The sequence below is a fragment of the Kamptonema animale CS-326 genome (genome assembly GCF_028330895.1).
Classification (GTDB): domain Bacteria; phylum Cyanobacteriota; class Cyanobacteriia; order Cyanobacteriales; family Microcoleaceae; genus Kamptonema; species Kamptonema formosum.
Genome location: NZ_JAQMUA010000061.1, coordinates 1 through 16,862, shown reverse-complemented (window position 1 = coordinate 16,862; position 16,862 = coordinate 1). Strand labels below are relative to the sequence as shown.

Sequence of the window (16,862 nt, the reverse complement as noted above, 5' to 3'; positions counted from 1 at the left end):
CCCCTATTTCCGATTCTGATTTCTAAATTCTGCGGGGGTTTGGCGCATGGGTTGTTCTGGGTTCCAAATGCCGCGCCCCATGAGTCTAGCCCATTCCTGGGCGTTTGCTAGGCGCTGTTTGTGTTTGGTGTTGGGCGATCGCGCTACTACTAAAGCATATCCTTCTTTGACTAGCTGTTCGTTGAGGAGGTCTTTTCCTCGCCAGAGATAAGCTAGTTTGCGATCGTATCGATCTTGAGCTTGGGCATCGGATTCTAATAATATCTCTTGTCCGCCGATCAGTTGTTCTAGTTTTTGTCTGGCATCCGAGCCCCAAGGCTGCTGCTTTAAGTCGGGGGCTTCTATACCGATGAGCCGGACTTGCTCTAGTATGGGGGTTTGGTCGGCAAAGCCTGCGATTTCGATGGTTTGTCCGTTGACTACTCGCTGTACTTTGACAATTGAGCCTTGGGTGATTTCTGTTTCTGAGGGTTCTTCGCAGCTAGCTAAAAGTAGGCAAAGGGCGATCGCGAATAACCCATAAATAATTATCTGCGTTACTCTCCAGGCGATCGGCTCTGTCTGGTCAAGATTTTTTACTACTATGCCCATACTGCTTTAATCTTCATCTAGCGGCAATCCTACTTTGATTTTGCCTTTGCCGAAGTATTGGCCGAATTGGAGTTCGTAGACTTCATCTTCGTCTTGGGTTTCTACTTCTATGTCACAGCAGGGGTAGCTGACGCACAATAGAGCATAACCCTGTTTTTGCAGTTCAACTGATAGACCCATTGCTTCTGGCTGATGGACTTCGCCGACTAGGAGGCGCACGGCGCAGGTGGTGCAGGCTCCGTTGCGGCAGGAGAATGGGAGATCGACTCCTTGGTTTTCGGCGCTGTGGAGGATGTAGCGGTCTTCTGGGACTTGGACGGTGCGGCGATCGCCTGTCTGTCTGTTATAAATCTTAATGCTGTAAGAACGTGCCATAGAGATTTTAAGGTTGAGATTTTTTCGAGGTGGATGCGGACAAAAGTGTTAGTATGATTGGGTTTAGACTGTTTTATGAGTCTGTCGGTGAGGGCATAAATTTGACTGAAGCACTACCCTACCCACATTAAACAGCAAATTTATGCCAAAGTATCTTGCCAGATAGATGTTTGTTCTGCTACTATAGTTTTCTTGTGGCTGAAATTGTGATTTCTGCCTTGGAGAGGTGGCCGAGTGGTTGAAGGCGCAGCACTGGAAATGCTGTTTAGGGCAACTTAACGAGGGTTCGAATCCCTCCCTCTCCGTTATATAAATAAAATCAATCTATATCTCACTTAAGATAAGTTAAGGCTTAAGTGAGATATGGATTTATTTTTTAACAGTTACAGTTATGGCAACCTTCTTGGGAGTTAATACCAAATTTGGTTATGTTAGACTACTAACAAATCAACCCCATTTAAACCAGTAATAATTGGTAATATTTCACAACTAATCGATATTGTTACTGTTAGCTTAGGCATTTCTAGTAGGACTAATTGTCCATGTGCAGAAGCCTTTCCAGAAATGCTCGTAGGACAAGCCGAGAAAGCGGTGTACATTACTAAAAATTAGGGTCGCAATCGGTGGGGTTTCTAATAAACAGGATCTATTTTACGGATGTGTTATAGATCACACAAGCTCCCAGGAAAAACTATTAAACTTGAGTAGATAATAGATAATAGCAATGATAAAGACCTCTCGCTTCTTAATCTTATTTAGCTGTGTAGTTGCCTTTTGCTTCTGGCTAGGAAGTTGCACCAATCCCATGCCCGCGAAGGCAGTTTCCCTCAACTTTGCTTCAACTCCACCGTATAGAGATGTATTGATTGAACTTGAAAGACAATATCGGCAAGAAAAGTTTAATGTTACTATTAACTATACCTTTTCTGGAGCAACTGCACTGAAAGATCGTATTGAACAGGGAGAGTCATTTGACATCTTTCTAGTTACCTCTAACCTAGTAATAGATGATTTGCAAAAAAAAGGGCTATTGTTAGAGGAAACCATAAAAAATTTAGTCTCTACACAAATGGTCTTAATTGTTCCGGCTGATTCTTCGCTGGCGATCGCGGGCTTTAAGGACTTAACTAGCGATCGCATTAAAACAATCGCGATGGGGACACAAAGGCTGGGAGTTGGTCAACACACCAAAGAGATTTTGACTAATCTAGGGATTTTTCAGCAGGTTCAATCTAAAGCTGTATGGGCGAATGTTGAAAGCCGGGAAATCACCAAAGCAGTGGAAAGCAAACAAGCAGATGTAGGTATTACTTTTCTACCCGAAGCTAAGTCATCTAACAAACTCAAAACCGCCGCGATCGCTCCTACTGATTCCCACAAACCAATTTTTGCAAGACTGGCTGTCGTTAAGAATAGCCAGAACCCTGTAGAAGCAAAAGCATTCATTGACTTTCTCACAAGTAGCAAAGCAATGTCAATATTTGAGAAATATGGTTTTACTGCTATCTCACCTTCGTCTAAGTCTTGAGCTGGAGACTATTTAATGAAACTTCGCCTCAAACTAAATCCCCAATTTTTGCTCCGAGTAGCGACAGGACTAGGTATTGCTACGCTGTTATCAATATCAGTTAGTGGACTAGCATTTTTGAGCGTTATGCGTACCTTAGAAGCTAATCGAAGCGTACAGAAAAAAGTAGAAACCATAGATCGACTCGGCCAGATTTTAAATAACCTTAGAGATGCTGAAAATGGACAGCGGGGCTATATATTAACTGGCGAAAATAGCTATATTGATTATTACACCAGTGCCGAACTCAATCTTGACCAATGCTTTGAATTGCTACGGCAATTTCTAGCGAATGAACCCGCAATAAATCGCCAACTAGATGACCTTCAGCCTTTAGTAGAAAATCGTTTAGAGCAAATAAATGATACAATTAAACTGCGGCGTAGCCAGGGATTAGATGCAGCTCTGTTGGAAATTAAGCGCAATCAGGATGCCCAGAAGCTAAGCAATCGAATTCGTGTAGCAGTGAAAAACATTGACGCACAAGAAAGGGCAGTATTATTCGAGCGACAGCAGGAAGCTGGTAGTAGTTTACAGCGGTCTATAATTGCTTTTGTAGGCGGTTCTGTCTTCAATTTACTAATTTTTACTTGGGTTTTTAGGTTAATTTATGACGAAATCTGCAAGCGAAAACAAACTGAAATTCAATTAAAGGAAGCCAAGGAAGAAGCAGAAGAAGCCAAACTTGCTGCGGAAGTCGCCAACAGTGCCAAAAGTGAATTTTTAGCTAATATGAGCCATGAACTCAGAACTCCTCTTAATGGTATTTTGGGCTATGCTCAAATCCTAATTCGCTCAAAAAATATTCAAGAAAATGAACTAAAAGGCGTAGAGATTATTCAGCAGTGCGGTTCTCATTTACTTACCCTGATTAATGATATTTTAGACCTCTCTAAGATCGAAGCAAGGAAAATGGAACTAGCTCCTAATGAATTCCATTTTCTAGCATTCCTTCAAGCTGTCAGTGAAATTGTCCGCATCAAAGCCGAACAAAAAGGAATTCCTTTCATTAGCCAATTCGACCCCGCACTCCCGATCAGCGTACAAGCTGATGAGAAACGCTTACGGCAAGTTTTGATTAATCTCTTGGGTAATGCTGTTAAGTTTACGGATAGAGGCGGCGTTACTTTCAAAGTTGGCGTAATTGAATCATCTACCATTGAGCAAGAAGCAAGCAGTCTCAATGCTATTAACAAAATTCGTTTTCAAATAGAAGATACTGGTGTGGGAATGAGCCAAGAACAAAGGCAAAAAATCTTCATTCCTTTTGAACAAGTTGGCGATACTAAACGAATGGCAGAAGGTACAGGATTGGGTTTAGCAATTAGTTCAAAGATTGTGGAAGTCATGGGTAGTAAGATTTGCGTGACTAGCCAACTAGAAAAAGGTAGTCAATTTTGGTTTGATTTAGATTTACCTTGTGCTAATGAATTTACATTAAAACCTACTTGGAATTTAAAAGGGATAGTTGTAGGATTTACAGGCAATAAACGTAAAATATTAGTTATAGATGACCGCTGGGAAAATTGTTCAGTGATTGTAAATTTACTGACTCCCATCGGTTTTGAGGTATTTGAAGCTGCTAATGGTGCTGAAGGATTAGCAAAAGCCACTGAATTAATGCCCGATCTGATTATTACTGATTTAGTTATGCCTGTGATGGATGGGTTTGAATTGCTGCGTCGCTTACGAAATTCAGAAACATTAAAAGATACAATTGTAATCGTTTCTTCCGCGAGTGTTTTTGAGACAGACCAATATAAAAGTTTAGATGCAGGTGCAAATGCTTTTTTACCTAAACCTGTACAAGTCTCAGAATTATTTGAATTATTGCAGAAAAAGTTAGGTTTATCTTGGGTTTATGCAGAGCCAAAGACTTCTCAATCTCCTTCTGAATCAACTCCTAAAATATCTGCTGTTGAATCTTTGGTGATTCCCCCAGCAGCATTGATAGAAGATTTGTACGATTTAGCAAAAAAAGGTAATGTGAAAGCGGTGATCCAAAAAGCAGAAGAATTAAAAAAGTTAGATGAGCAATGGATACCCTTTGCTGAGGAAGTATGTAGATTAGCTAAAGGATTTCAGGAAAAACAACTTAAGTCATTCTTAACTAACTATTACAATCCGAAAGGAGAGAATTTTTTGGTGAGTTAATTGAGCCTCATTCTACAAAAATTGTCGGGGTTAGCCCCTACTGCTGAAGATAGGGGGTGATCGCGGGGGTTTGCCCCTACAATAATTACACAATTCATTTAGGCGTGCTATGTAGCTCCTCGCGCTAACTGGTGACTCCGTGAATCTCGACTAGCCTGATCGACTAACTCTTAAGAGGTGGCAAGGCATTCTGAAAAACGTAGTCACCGACTTGTTTACCCAACACATATCCCTGGTTGTCAGCGGTACGGGTATGAACGCCTGCCCAAATCCGCGATGATGCCGTTAACTTTTGCCTGACCATCAGGAATTTTTGCCAGGGAATAAGCTTTACACAGCCTTTGGGTTCGGAGATCCGCACCGATTTACAGTTGTTGACTTTCTCAGCAAAACGCTAGCGTTGATGAGTTCTCTTTTAAAAGCTGGAATGGTATGCTTTCCCAATCACCTAGCGTTTATATTGTTGGTGCTGCTTTAATTTCAGGTATCCTAACGCTGGTTAGTAGCCTATTGACTACCCTGATTAATAATAAATTTCAGTTGGAGCGAGAGAAACAGCAAAGTCTTCGGCAACAAGAAAGTGAGCAGAAAAAATGGTATCGCGAAAAAGTTTACGATTCTTATATAACATCTATTCAGGTTTTAACAAAGATGATCCAAAAAAAAGATGAAATAGATCTACGTCGCATGGTTCATGTAGATAATTTTACCACCCTAAGAAATTTATATTTTGAATTTCAAGCCTATTTTACAATAATAATAGCTGGTCATCCCGAAAAAGACTCTGAAGATTTTAAAGAGCAATTGAATAATATTAATAAATATATCCAAGAAGCCCCTTTAATTGTGCGGCATATTGTTACCAATTTAATGGAGCAGGACTCAAGAATAAAAGGGTTGAACAAATGATACTAAAGAAATGTTACACCCCAATATTCCCACTTCCGGCTTAACTTCTCACGCTGACGCGATCGCTATAACCTTGACTCGACCGACTTCTGTTGCTTTGGGAACTTCAATCAATTGCCCCGTTTTCACATCGTAAATAAAGCCATAAATCGGAATAGTTGGTGGTACAAGAGGATGGTTGCGAATTCGTTGAACATCTACAAATACGCTTTCTGCTAAATCTTTGAACGTTAACCAATCGACGAATTCACCTTCCGTAGAACCCGAACCTTGCCCTATATCTCGCCAACCGTTTTCGTCGATGACGGCAGTTTCCAGGCTATTTGTCAATAATTCCCGGATGATACTGTCGGTAAATAGTTGCATCCCACAATCAGTATGGTGAATCACAAACCATTCACGAGTTCCTAATAGCTTATAAGAGATTACAAGCGATCGAATTGCATCATCGCTCGCCCGTCCTCCAGCGTTACGGATGACATGGGCATCCCCTTCTGCCAGCCCAGCATATTTGGCAGGATCGAGGTGAGCATCCATGCAGGTCAGAATGGCAAAGCGACGACCAGGAGGCAGGGGCAAATTGCCTTTGTCACCAAAGGCGGCAGCATATTCCTGGTTAGCAGATAGCACTTCTTGCAGAACTTGACTCATGCTTGAATTTTCCTAAATTGTTGAGCTATGATTGCAGGTGACAATAAATTACGGTATATCGATAAGTAAACCGTATTTTAGCAAATCTTGCCGTTATTGAAATGTTCCAGAGATACCTTTTGGATTTTGAGGGCAGCGATCGCAGCCCACGACCAGATTCTGAAGCGATCGCCAAAATACCCTCATCTGGGTTGTCGGTTAGTTAATGACTGCGACAACTGCAAATACTGAAAATACTGACAAGCCGAACTCTTATATTTGATACTGATATGCTTCCGACAATGCTGATTTCTGATACCCCAACAACGATCGCGATCGTTGGCGCTGGCTTTAGTGGTTCTCTAGTCGCGACTCACCTGTTGAAAACAGCCCACCGCCCCCTGGTAATCAAGCTGATTGAGCGCGATCGCGATATTGGCAAGGGAGTTGCCTACAGTACCACCAGCAACAGCCATTTACTGAATGTCTCCGCAGGGAAGATGAGCGCCTTTCCCGACGATCCCGGTCATCTGCTACGTTGGCTGCACTATAACCACAACGAGTTAGCGACATTCCTGCCTAGCGACCTAAATGCCAGCAGTTTCATTCCCCGGCCGATATATGGGCTTTATATTCAATCGATTCTGGAAGAAGCAGAGGCTACCGCATCCAGTAATGTTCGATTAGAGCGGGTGATTGATGAAGTAGTTGCAGTGGAACCCAACGGCAAAGGTGCGATCGTCTCCCTGAAAAGCAGCCGCGTTTTCGTGGCAGATAAAATTGTGCTGGCACTGGGAAACGCCCCTGCCTCCCTTCCCGGTTCCCAATCTTCTGAGGACGATCGCACCCTTTATCTGCGCCATGCCTGGTCAGCGGAGGCGTTAGCGGGGCTAGAGCCGGATGCGCCTGTATTGCTGATTGGCACTGGACTGACGATGGTGGATATGGTAGTATCGATGCGCGATCGCAATCATCAAGGCAAAATTTATGCCGTGTCTCGCCGAGGCTTATTTCCGCTAACTCATCAATCGACCAAGCCCTACCACGCCTTTTTAAACCCAGATACCGCCCCTAAAACAGTTCGGGGCTTGCTACGACGGATTCGGAGTGAGGTGAAAACGGCGGCAAGCGAGGGCTACGACTGGCGATCGGTAATTGATGTGTTGCGTCCTATTACCCAAAAACTCTGGCAACAACTACCCCGGATCGAGCAGCGACGGTTTTTGCGCCATGTTACGCCTTATTGGGACGTGCATCGCCATCGGATTGCCCCTGAAATTGGTGAGATTGTCCAGACGATGCTGGATTCAGGGCAACTAACAATTACCGCCGGACGGATTCAGAACTATCAAGTGACACCTGACGGGGTGGCTGTTACCGTTCGCGATCGCCAAACGAAAACGAATCTGCTTTTGCAGGTTAGCCGCGTGCTGAATTGCACAGGAATACAAGCAGATTATCAGCGATCGCCCCAACCTCTAATTGCCAATTTGCGCGTCCAAGGGTCGATCCGCCCCAACGACATCGGCTTGGGATTGGATACTGCCGCTGATGGTACTGTATTAGATGCTCAGGGCAAGCGTTCCAGCTTGTTCTACACCTTGGGCACGCCGCGCAAAGGCAATTTGTGGGAAACGATCGCCGTCCCCGAACTACGGGAACAGACACAGGCATTAGCAGCAACAGTATTACAGTCGCTTCCTGTGCGGGTGCGTCCCATTCCGTCTTTCTCTCGCTCTACTTCCCTCTCTCGCTCCATTGAACAAGATTGCGGCGATCCTGCACCCGTAATTCCCCAGTCAACGCTGTTATTTCGCCAATTCTTTGACCCGGAATCCAGCACCTACACCTATCTGATTGCAGACAGTCAGACGAAGGAGGCGGTGCTGGTGGATACAGTTTTAGAGCAAGTTGACCGCGACTTACAGGTTTTAGATGACCTGGGATTGAGTCTCCGCTACTGTTTGGAAACCCACATCCATGCTGACCATATCACTGGGGCGGGCAAGCTGAGACAGCAAAAGGGTTGTCGGGTGTTAGTGCCCAAAAATGCTACTGCTAGGTCTGCCGATCGCTCCCTGAGCGATCGCGAAACCTTAGCCTTGGGGGGGGTACGAATTGAAGCGATCGCCACGCCAGGCCACACCCACAGCCATCTGGCTTATCTAGTCAATAACACTCACCTGTTAACGGGAGATGCCTTACTAATTCGAGGTTGTGGACGAACAGACTTGCAATCTGGGGATGCGGGAACTCTTTACGATACGGTGACGCAACGGTTGTTTACCCTCCCAGAGGAGACTCTGGTTTATCCCGCCCATGATTACAAAGGGCGCACCGTTTCCACAATTGGCGAAGAAAAGCGCCTCAATCCTCGATTTAGCGATCGCAGCCGCGAGCAATTTATCGCGATTATGAGCCATCTGGGTTTGAGCTATCCCAAAAAGATCAACCAAGCCGTACCCGCCAATGAATACTGTGGGGATTTCATCCCCGAAGCGAGTCTAAATAATGGTACGAGTGAGGCGATCGATGGCGATCGCGAAAAAGTCGAACTGACGCTATCAACCAATACGGAAATCTATGAGGATTACTTAGCCATGTACATTTAGGAATCGCTTCGGGTCATTCGATCTCAACAATTCTAACTTGGTAATTTAACTATTGATCTTGAGTGCGCCTTGCTGTAAGATAATCAGATACTACGGTAAGCCGATTGATTTATCGTATAAATTACGTGAGTCCTAATTAAGCGAGACATTCACCAAGGAGTTGAGGAGACGAATTATGAGCAAATGGTTTGCCATTGCCAGACGTAGGTTACTGCTATTTTTTATTTCTGGGCTATTTCTATCGCTATTAGTCAATGCCTGTAATTCTTCCTCTCCTGGAACTAACACTACAGCAGCATCTCCCGGCTCATCTCCTACGGCAGTTCCTACAGTAGTACGTTTAGATTATGCCTACTACAATCCTGTTAGTCTCGTACTCAAAGAGAAAGGCTGGCTAGAAGAAGACTTAGCCAAAGCTAATATCAAAGTCGAATGGGTTCTCAGTCAAGGTAGTAACAAAGCATTAGAGTTTCTCAATGGCAGCAGCATTGATTTTGGCTCGACTTCTGGTGCTTCCGCACTGATTGCCAAAGCCAATGGCAATCCCATTAAATCTATTTACATTTACTCCAAACCCGAATGGACGGCATTAGTAACTACGGCGAATTCTTCCATTCAAAAAGTCACAGATTTAAAAGGCAAGAAAGTTGCAGCGACGCGGGGAACAGATCCGTTTATTTTCTTATTGCGTGCCTTGGATCAAGTTGGTTTAACTGCAAAAGATGTAGAAATTGTGCCTTTACCCCATGCTGACGGTAAAGCTGCCCTTGAGAAAGGCGATGTTGATGCCTGGGCTGGCCTCGATCCGTTTATGGCACAGACAGAAGTAGAACAAGGCTCAAAACTTTTCTTCCGCGATACTAAACTAATTAGCCAAGGCTTTTTGAATGTCCGCGAGGCGTTTGCCAAAGAATATCCTGAACAAGTTAATCAAGTATTAACCGCCTATGAGAAGGCACGGAAATGGGCGATCGCGAATCCTAGCGAACTCAAACAAGTGGTAATTAAAGCATCGAAGCTGACAGAAGCGGTAGCAACTAAACAATTAGAGGAGCGAACCGATCTCTCAAACTCATCGATTGGTGACGAACAAAAAGCCGTTATTAGTGCTGCTGGAGATGTCTTGAAAAAAAGCGGCGTGATCCCGAATTCCGTTGACGTGATTACAGTTGTTAACGATTTAATCGATCCGCAATATGTGGCAAAGATTGCCAAATCCTAAGTAAAAAATATCGGCTTTGGATATATAGCGATTCTTAAACAAGTGAGGTACGCTGTTGAACATTTAAAACAGATTGTAGGGTGCGTCAGTCCGAAGTGTTTCCCGTTTAAGCGTAAGTGTTCGCTTCTGACGCACCCTACTTACTCACTCGCAGCAATTAGCAATTAGCAATTAGCCATTAGCAATTAGCAATAAGTTATGGAACAAAGACTTGCGATCGCAATACCAACCTCACAAACAGGTAATATTTGGCAATTCCTCAATCGTCTCGGCAAAGCAAAAGGCTTGCTCTTGCCAGTCTTTCTCTTAATATTCTGGGAAAGTATTTCTAGGTTTGGCTTGGTTGCTCCTAACTTGTTACCTGCTCCCTCAACTATTCTCACAACAGTTTGGGAACTCGGTGCAGCAGGAGAACTATGGCAACACATCGGCATTACACTCTATCGAGTCTTTGTTGGCTTCCTAATTGGTACATTTTTTGCCACTATTCTAGGAGGATTAACAGGCTATTCTGGCCTAATTCACGATTTACTCGACCCGCTTTTGCAGTCACTTCGTAATATTCCTTCCCTCGCATGGGTGCCCCTATTCATCCTGTGGATGGGAATACATGAGCCTTCTAAAATAGCTTTGATCGCCGTTGGAGTCTTCTTCCCAGTTTACTTAAATCTGATGAGCGGCATTCACAATGTCGATCGCAAATTGGTTGAAGTTGGCAAAATCTATAGACTTAATGATTGGCAGCTTATCAGTCGTGTGTTCTTACCCGCGACATTGCCTGCCTACATTGTCGGTTTGCGAAGTGGTTTGGGTTTAGGCTGGATGTTTGTGGTGGCTGCTGAATTAATGGGAGCCAGTCAGGGTTTAGGCTTCTTATTAATTGATGGGCAAACAACGGGACGACCGGCGATCACCCTCGCTAGCATTCTCCTGTTTGCAATTTGTGGAAAAGTGACCGACTCAGCGATTAGCTTTGCATCGCATTGGCTACTCCATTGGCAGGATGTTTACGCTTCTCAGCATTAGTTTCCAGCATTTATTGAAACCATTTATTCAAAGCGCCAAGGAGGAATAACAGATGCTACTCATCGAAGGGCTACATAAGCGATTTAAAAATGGTTTTGTAGGGCTAGACTCTATTGATTTAACTGTTAATCGTAGCGAGATTGTGAGTTTGATCGGTACGAGTGGCTGCGGTAAAAGTACACTTTTACGGATTGTTGCTGGATTAGATTTGCCAACTTATGGAGATGTACAAATTGATGATATTCGCATTGAAAAACCTCATCCAGAAATTGGTGTAATATTTCAAGAACCTCGGCTGATGCCTTGGTTAACCGTCTGGGAAAATGTGCAGTTTGGTTTGCATCATTTACCGAAGGATGAACGCAAGGCACGGGCAAGTGATGCTCTAGTTAAGGTGGGATTACAAGATTTTGCTCGTTTGCTGCCGCGCCAACTATCAGGAGGAATGGCTCAACGGGTGGCGATCGCGCGTGCCCTTGTTACTAATCCTTCTATTTTATTGCTAGACGAACCCTTTAACGCTCTGGATTCCTTTACTAGAATGCAATTACAGGATCGTCTGTTAGAAATTTGGCAATCCGATCGCCAGACGATGATTCTTGTCACCCATGATGTTGAAGAAGCACTGATTTTAAGCGATCGCGCGATCGTCATGCGTGGCAACCCTGGACGTATCCATCTTGAGCTAAATATCGATCTTCCCCGTCCCCGCAGGCGTACCGATCGCGATTTGCAATATTGGAAAGAAAAATTATTGAGTACCTTGGATTTATCGAATACGCAAACTGTTCCTTTAGAGGTTTAAATCCCCCAACTTGAATTAAATCATGACTACTAAATTACTCCCAAACTACGATCCTACGCTCTTTCAAGGAGCGATTTCTTATTACTTGCAATATCGACCGCGCTACCCAAAGGCTCTTTACGATTTAATCTCACAGAAATTTCAATTAGATGGGCAAGGAAAACTTCTCGATCTCGGCTGTGGCATTGGCTTGGTAGCGATCGCCTTACACGATCGATTTCAATCTGTTTTGGGCATCGATCCCGATACAGAAATGCTCGAAGTTGCCAAGCAAGAAGCTAAACAGCTTATCCGCATCCTAAATCATTTGTACCTCATTATTTTGCTCGATTTTGTATCATCAATATGAAAATATCCCTTGTAGACTCGAAAAACACAACACCGCAAGACAGCAAGCAAGATTATGTAGCGATCGCGAAATCGCTTGCTCAAGAATTTGCTGCTACTGCCATCGAACGAGATCGTCTTGGCGGTACGCCAAAGTATGAACGCGATCGCATTCGCTCTAGCGGTTTGCTCGGTTTGATTATCCCTAAAGAATATGGCGGTATTGGCGAAACGTGGATTACTGCACTCCAAATTTCCCGCGAGTTGGCAAAGACTGATAGTTCTCTAGCTCATGTTTACTCCTATCACCATTTAGGGGTGGTTATCCCACATCTTTTTGGCACGGAGGAACACAAAGCACAGTTCTACAAAGATACAATGACAAACAATTGGTTCTGGTGCAATGCTCTCAATCCTCTCGATCGCCGTGCCACTTTAACCCCTGATGGTACAGGCTTTTTACTGAACGGGATAAAAAGCTTTTGTTCTGGCTCTAAAGATTCAGATATCTTACCCATCACTGCGGTTCGTCAAGATACCTCCGAACTCACAATTATTGTAATTCCCACTCGAAGAGAGGGTGTAAAAATCCATGACGATTGGGATAACATTGGGCAACGTCAAACTGATAGCGGTAGTATTAGTTTCGACCAAGTGCGCGTTTATGAGTCGGAAGTCTTTGGCGATCGCACTCGTGCCGATCTTCCTTTCCGTACTTTACGAGCTTGTTTGACACAAATCAATCTTGCCCATATTTATCTGGGTATTGCCGAAGGAGCATTTGCTGCTGCTAAAGACTATACCCGCACCCAAGGACGACCTTGGTTAACTTCTACTGCTCCTAGTGTGACGGAAGATCCCTACATTCTCAAGCACTACGGAGAGATGTGGGTCGATCTGCAAGCAGTTAGCAGTTTGACCGATCGAGCCGCCGCCATTCTGCAAGCAGCTTGGGAACAAGGGACGGATTTAACAACAGAAGAACGTGGAAAATGCGCGATCGCGATCGCAACGGCAAAGGTTGCTGCTACCAAAATAGGTTTAGATGTGACCAGTCGTATTTTTGAAGTGATGGGGGCGCGTGCTACCACCAGTAAATATGGTTTCGATCGCTACTGGCGTAATCTGAGAACGTTTACGCTACATGATTCTGTTGACTATAAAATTCAGGATCTCGGTAACTGGGTACTTAACGATCGACTCCCCAATCCCAGCTTTTATACATAGCAATCATCCTTCAAAAAGGATGTTTTATCTTCAATTTTTATCCAGAAACTTAGTTGATGGAGTGAGAGCATCCTGAATTTGTACAGGACTTACGCAACTGCACAATTAGTAGGGTGCTCTACTACAATCGAACCCTAACGACTCGTTCAATCGCTGCATCTGACGCACCCTACAAAATCGGGAGGCTCCCTGATGGACTGAAGTGCTGTAACCATGAGCGATCGCACCCAAAATCTTAACCTCCGAAAGCGAACAACTATTAACTCCGGTAAATTTATCGAGATATCGTGGTATACTGCCAAGAAAGTTACTCTCAATCCCTTCCTTATTGATATTTATGTGGATTAAGTTCTCAGAAACCAAGCCTTTAGGCATTTTGACTTACTACCGCCAAAACTTCCTTTCTCCGAGAGGTCGCAGTCTTTCCCTGCTGTTTGCAACCGGACTCGGCTTGACTCTGGGAGTAGCGGCTTGCTCTACCAGCAATACCGCACAAAACTCGGCCGCTCAACTAACCACTGCAACTAACACTCCTGCACCTACAAAAAGCGTTACTGTTAACATCGGCTTCCAAAAATCGGCTACCGTCCTCAACGCCCTTAAAACCAAAGGCGACTTAGAAAAAGCCTTAGCAGCCTCCAAATCTTCTGTAAAATTTGTAGAATTTCCGGCTGGGCCACCATTATTAGAAGGAATGAATGCAGGTAGTATTGACTTCGGCTACACAGGAGAAGCGCCGCCAGTCTTTGCCCAAGCTGCCGGAACACCATTAGTTTATGTTGCTTACGAAACATCCAATCCTCAGTCTGAAGGGATTGTGGTTCCCAAGGATTCGCCCATACAAAGTATTGCCGATCTGAAAGGTAAAAAAGTTGCTTTTGCCAAAGGATCTAACACTAATTACTTCCTAGTTAAAGCCTTAGAATCGGCTGGACTTAAATATAGTGACATCACTCCTGTTTTTCTCAAACCCGCAGATGCACGGGCCGCTTTTGAAGGTGGAAATGTAGATGCTTGGGCAATTTGGGACCCGTATTTAGCAGCAGCAGAAAAAACCGCAGGCGCACGACTGCTCAAAGATGCCACAGGTATTGCTGCTAATCGAGGTTTCTATCTCGCTCGTAAGGCTTTTGTTGACGAACATCCTGAGATTTTGAAACTCATTTTAGATGAGGTAAAAAAGGTAGATGGATGGGCGGCGGGCAATCCAGTAGAAGTTGCTAAATTTTTGGAAGCGCAATTAGGGATAGAAGCTTCTGTCTTAGAAGTGTCAGAAAAGCGACGTAAGTATGGCGTTTCTCCCCTGACTGATGAAGAGATAGCCGGACAGCAACAAATTGCTGATACTTTCCATAAATTGGAGCTTATTCCTAAGCCAGTTCAGGTTAAAGAAATCGTGTTGAAAGATAGTAAGTAGAGTCATTAGCAAGGGGAGATCGACGTGAATACTCAAGTGATCAAAACGGATGTGCTGGTAATTGGTGGTGGTACGGCTGGCACTATGGCCGGCATCAAAGCTAAACAGGCCAATCCTGATAGCGAAGTGCTAATTTTAGAAAAGGCAAATATTCGCAGAAGTGGTGCGATCGCAATGGGCATGGATGGCGTAAATACTGCTGTTATTCCCGGCCATTCTACACCCGAACAGTACGTCCGCGAAATTACCCTTGCTAATGACGGTATCCTCAACCAAAAAGCCGTTTATCAAACCGGAAAATTAGGCTATGAAGTCATCCAAGAGTTAGAAAGTTGGGGCGTGAAATTTCAGAAAGATGCTCAGGGGAACTACGACTTAAAACAAGTTCACCGCGTCGGCAAATATGTGTTACCAATGCCCGAAGGTAAAGACCTAAAACAAATTTTAACCCGACAGGTAAAACGCCACAAAGTTAAAGTTACCAATCGAGTCATGGCAACCCGCGTTTTAGTACAAAAAGGACGCGCTACTGGTGCAGTTGGCTTTGACGTGCGAAATGGCGATTTTGTAGTAATTCAAGCCAAAGCTGTCATTCTTTCTACAGGTGCTTGCGGCCGTTTAGGACTACCCGATTCTGGCTATCTTTATGGCACTTATGAAAATCCGACTAATGCCGGAGATGGCTATTCAATGGCTTACCACGCAGGAGCAGAACTGAGTAACATTGAGTGCTTTCAAGTCAACCCGTTAATTAAAGATTATAACGGCCCTGCTTGCGCTTATGTTGCCGGCCCCTTTGGTGCTCATACTGCTAATGCCGAAGGTCATCGCTTCATTAGTTGCGATTATTGGAGCGGTCAAATGATGCTGGAAATCTGGAAGGAGTTAAACTCTGGCAAAGGCCCGATTCAATTAAAAATGACTCATCTCGATGAGGATACAATCGCTGAAATCGAGTCAATTCTTTGGTCGAATGAGCGGCCGAGTCGAGGCAGATTTCATGAAGGGAGAGGGGAAAATTATCGCTCTCACGGCGTGGAGATGCACATTTCCGAAATAGGGCTGTGCAGCGGCCACAGTGCCTCTGGTGTATGGGTGAATGAAAAAGCAGAAACAACTGTAGCGGGACTTTACGCAGCGGGAGATATGGCCAGCGTTCCTCATAATTATATGATTGGGGCGTTTGTGTTCGGTAGAATAGCAGGAATTAATGCCATTGATTACATTCAAGATTTAGATTATATCGAGCCGGATGCGGAATTTTTGGAAGCAGAGAAAGCGCGAATTTATGCACCTTTAAATCTGCCAAATGGAATCCCTCACACGCAAATAGAATATAAGTTGCGGCGCTTGGTAAATGATTATTTACAGCCACCAAAAGTAGGGAATAAACTGGAAATTGGGCTGAATAATTTTGTCCGCTATCACGACACCTTAGAGGAAATGGGCGCTCGCGACCCCCATGAGTTAATGCGCTGCATGGAAGTTCACTTTATTCGCGATTGTGCGGAGATGGCCGCGAGGGCTTCTTTGTATCGCCGCGAGACTCGTTGGGGACTTTATCATTATCGATTAGATTACCCTGACAAGAATAATGAAGAGTGGTTTTGCCATGTTAACTTGAAAAAAGAAGAGTCGGGAGAAATGAGATTGTTTAAGCGTCCAGTTGAGCCTTATATTGTGGAGGTGGATTTGCATAAAGAGGATTATGATGTTGTGGCTCGTTGAGTTATTATAGGGAGTGAATGTATTTTGTAAGTTGGGTTTTACTTTACATCTTGCAGCAATTACACTCACCGCCAGGGGTTGAAACCCCTGTCTCATAGCTAAAGTCCTCTTAAGAGGACTAAATACTTTTTCAGTCGGTTTTAATTGACATCTTGCACCATTGTTAAAAGCCTGTAGGGGCGGGTTCACCAAAAACCTTAAACCGCATAGCAAAAGCTAAAAAACCCGCCCCCACCCCATGATTTACCCCTTGATTGACAATAGTGCAATAT

Annotated in this window: 16 protein-coding genes and 1 tRNA gene; 12 read left to right on the top strand and 5 right to left on the bottom strand. The window is 44.2% G+C overall.

The features are described from left to right. Positions 1–3: 3 nt before the first annotated feature. Positions 4–591 (bottom strand): thermonuclease family protein, encoded by a 588-nt coding sequence (locus PN499_RS03735; RefSeq protein ID WP_272030348.1) that lies wholly within the window; start codon positions 589–591, stop codon positions 4–6. A gap of 6 nt (positions 592–597) precedes the next feature. After that, entirely contained in the window at positions 598–966 is a 369-nt protein-coding gene (locus tag PN499_RS03730) for a 2Fe-2S iron-sulfur cluster-binding protein (RefSeq protein ID WP_272030346.1), read from the bottom strand. A 220-nt stretch (positions 967–1,186) separates the two neighbouring features. Here PN499_RS03730 and PN499_RS03725 point away from each other — a divergent pair. The 3 genes from PN499_RS03725 to PN499_RS03715 all read left to right on the top strand — a co-directional run bounded on the left by PN499_RS03725 (position 1,187) and on the right by PN499_RS03715 (position 4,687). Next, positions 1,187–1,271 (top strand) — tRNA-Ser (locus tag PN499_RS03725). 419 nt (positions 1,272–1,690) lie between these two features. Then, the gene (gene modA / locus PN499_RS03720) at positions 1,691–2,494 is read left to right on the top strand and encodes a molybdate ABC transporter substrate-binding protein (protein ID WP_272030345.1); all 804 of its coding nucleotides are present in this window, start codon (positions 1,691–1,693) and stop codon (positions 2,492–2,494) included. A gap of 15 nt (positions 2,495–2,509) precedes the next feature. Beyond that, positions 2,510–4,687: a CHASE3 domain-containing protein gene (locus PN499_RS03715; protein ID WP_272030344.1), complete on the top strand. Its 2,178-nt coding sequence runs from the start codon at positions 2,510–2,512 to the stop codon at positions 4,685–4,687. A 163-nt stretch (positions 4,688–4,850) separates the two neighbouring features. Here PN499_RS03715 and PN499_RS03710 read toward each other — a convergent pair whose 3' ends face one another. Beyond that, positions 4,851–5,048: a hypothetical protein gene (locus PN499_RS03710; RefSeq protein ID WP_272030343.1), complete on the bottom strand. Its 198-nt coding sequence runs from the start codon at positions 5,046–5,048 to the stop codon at positions 4,851–4,853. A gap of 71 nt (positions 5,049–5,119) precedes the next feature. On the opposite strand from PN499_RS03710, the gene PN499_RS03705 reads away from it, so the two are divergent. Next, positions 5,120–5,596, top strand: coding sequence for a hypothetical protein (locus PN499_RS03705; protein ID WP_272030342.1), 477 nt, complete (start codon positions 5,120–5,122; stop codon positions 5,594–5,596). A 48-nt stretch (positions 5,597–5,644) separates the two neighbouring features. Here PN499_RS03705 and PN499_RS03700 read toward each other — a convergent pair whose 3' ends face one another. Next, entirely contained in the window at positions 5,645–6,247 is a 603-nt protein-coding gene (locus PN499_RS03700; RefSeq protein WP_272030341.1) for a beta-class carbonic anhydrase, read from the bottom strand. Between the two features lie 269 nt (positions 6,248–6,516). Here PN499_RS03700 and PN499_RS29760 point away from each other — a divergent pair, with 269 nt between their 5' ends. From PN499_RS29760 to PN499_RS03665, 6 genes are all read left to right on the top strand, one after another. Continuing rightward, positions 6,517–8,838: an FAD/NAD(P)-binding protein gene (locus PN499_RS29760; protein WP_465249961.1), complete on the top strand. Its 2,322-nt coding sequence runs from the start codon at positions 6,517–6,519 to the stop codon at positions 8,836–8,838. A 175-nt stretch (positions 8,839–9,013) separates the two neighbouring features. Next, the gene (locus PN499_RS03685) at positions 9,014–10,060 is read left to right on the top strand and encodes an aliphatic sulfonate ABC transporter substrate-binding protein (protein WP_272030339.1); all 1,047 of its coding nucleotides are present in this window, start codon (positions 9,014–9,016) and stop codon (positions 10,058–10,060) included. A 198-nt stretch (positions 10,061–10,258) separates the two neighbouring features. Continuing rightward, complete coding sequence (locus PN499_RS03680) at positions 10,259–11,086, top strand: ABC transporter permease (RefSeq protein ID WP_272030338.1); 828 nt, start codon at positions 10,259–10,261, stop codon at positions 11,084–11,086. A gap of 52 nt (positions 11,087–11,138) precedes the next feature. Then, positions 11,139–11,891: an ABC transporter ATP-binding protein gene (locus PN499_RS03675; protein WP_272030336.1), complete on the top strand. Its 753-nt coding sequence runs from the start codon at positions 11,139–11,141 to the stop codon at positions 11,889–11,891. Positions 11,892–11,913: 22 nt separating this feature from the next. After that, the gene (locus PN499_RS03670) at positions 11,914–12,240 is read left to right on the top strand and encodes a methyltransferase domain-containing protein (RefSeq protein ID WP_272030335.1); all 327 of its coding nucleotides are present in this window, start codon (positions 11,914–11,916) and stop codon (positions 12,238–12,240) included. Then, positions 12,237–13,445 (top strand): acyl-CoA dehydrogenase family protein, encoded by a 1,209-nt coding sequence (locus tag PN499_RS03665; protein ID WP_272030334.1) that lies wholly within the window; start codon positions 12,237–12,239, stop codon positions 13,443–13,445. Before PN499_RS03670 ends, PN499_RS03665 begins: the two co-directional genes overlap by 4 nt. A 105-nt stretch (positions 13,446–13,550) precedes the next feature. Here the strand turns inward: PN499_RS03665 and PN499_RS03660 are convergent, their stop codons facing one another. Continuing rightward, positions 13,551–13,820, bottom strand: a complete 270-nt coding sequence (locus tag PN499_RS03660) for a hypothetical protein (RefSeq protein WP_272030333.1) — start codon at positions 13,818–13,820, stop codon at positions 13,551–13,553. Between the two features lies 1 nt (position 13,821). Here PN499_RS03660 and PN499_RS03655 point away from each other — a divergent pair, with 1 nt between their 5' ends. Both PN499_RS03655 and PN499_RS03650 read left to right on the top strand, forming a co-directional pair. After that, positions 13,822–14,862 carry a sulfonate ABC transporter substrate-binding protein gene (locus tag PN499_RS03655; protein WP_272030331.1) on the top strand — a complete coding sequence of 347 codons (1,041 nt, stop codon included), beginning with the start codon at positions 13,822–13,824 and terminating at the stop codon, positions 14,860–14,862. A 24-nt stretch (positions 14,863–14,886) separates the two neighbouring features. After that, positions 14,887–16,590, top strand: coding sequence for a fumarate reductase/succinate dehydrogenase flavoprotein subunit (locus PN499_RS03650; RefSeq protein WP_272030330.1), 1,704 nt, complete (start codon positions 14,887–14,889; stop codon positions 16,588–16,590). The last annotated feature ends 272 nt before the right edge of the window (positions 16,591–16,862 follow it).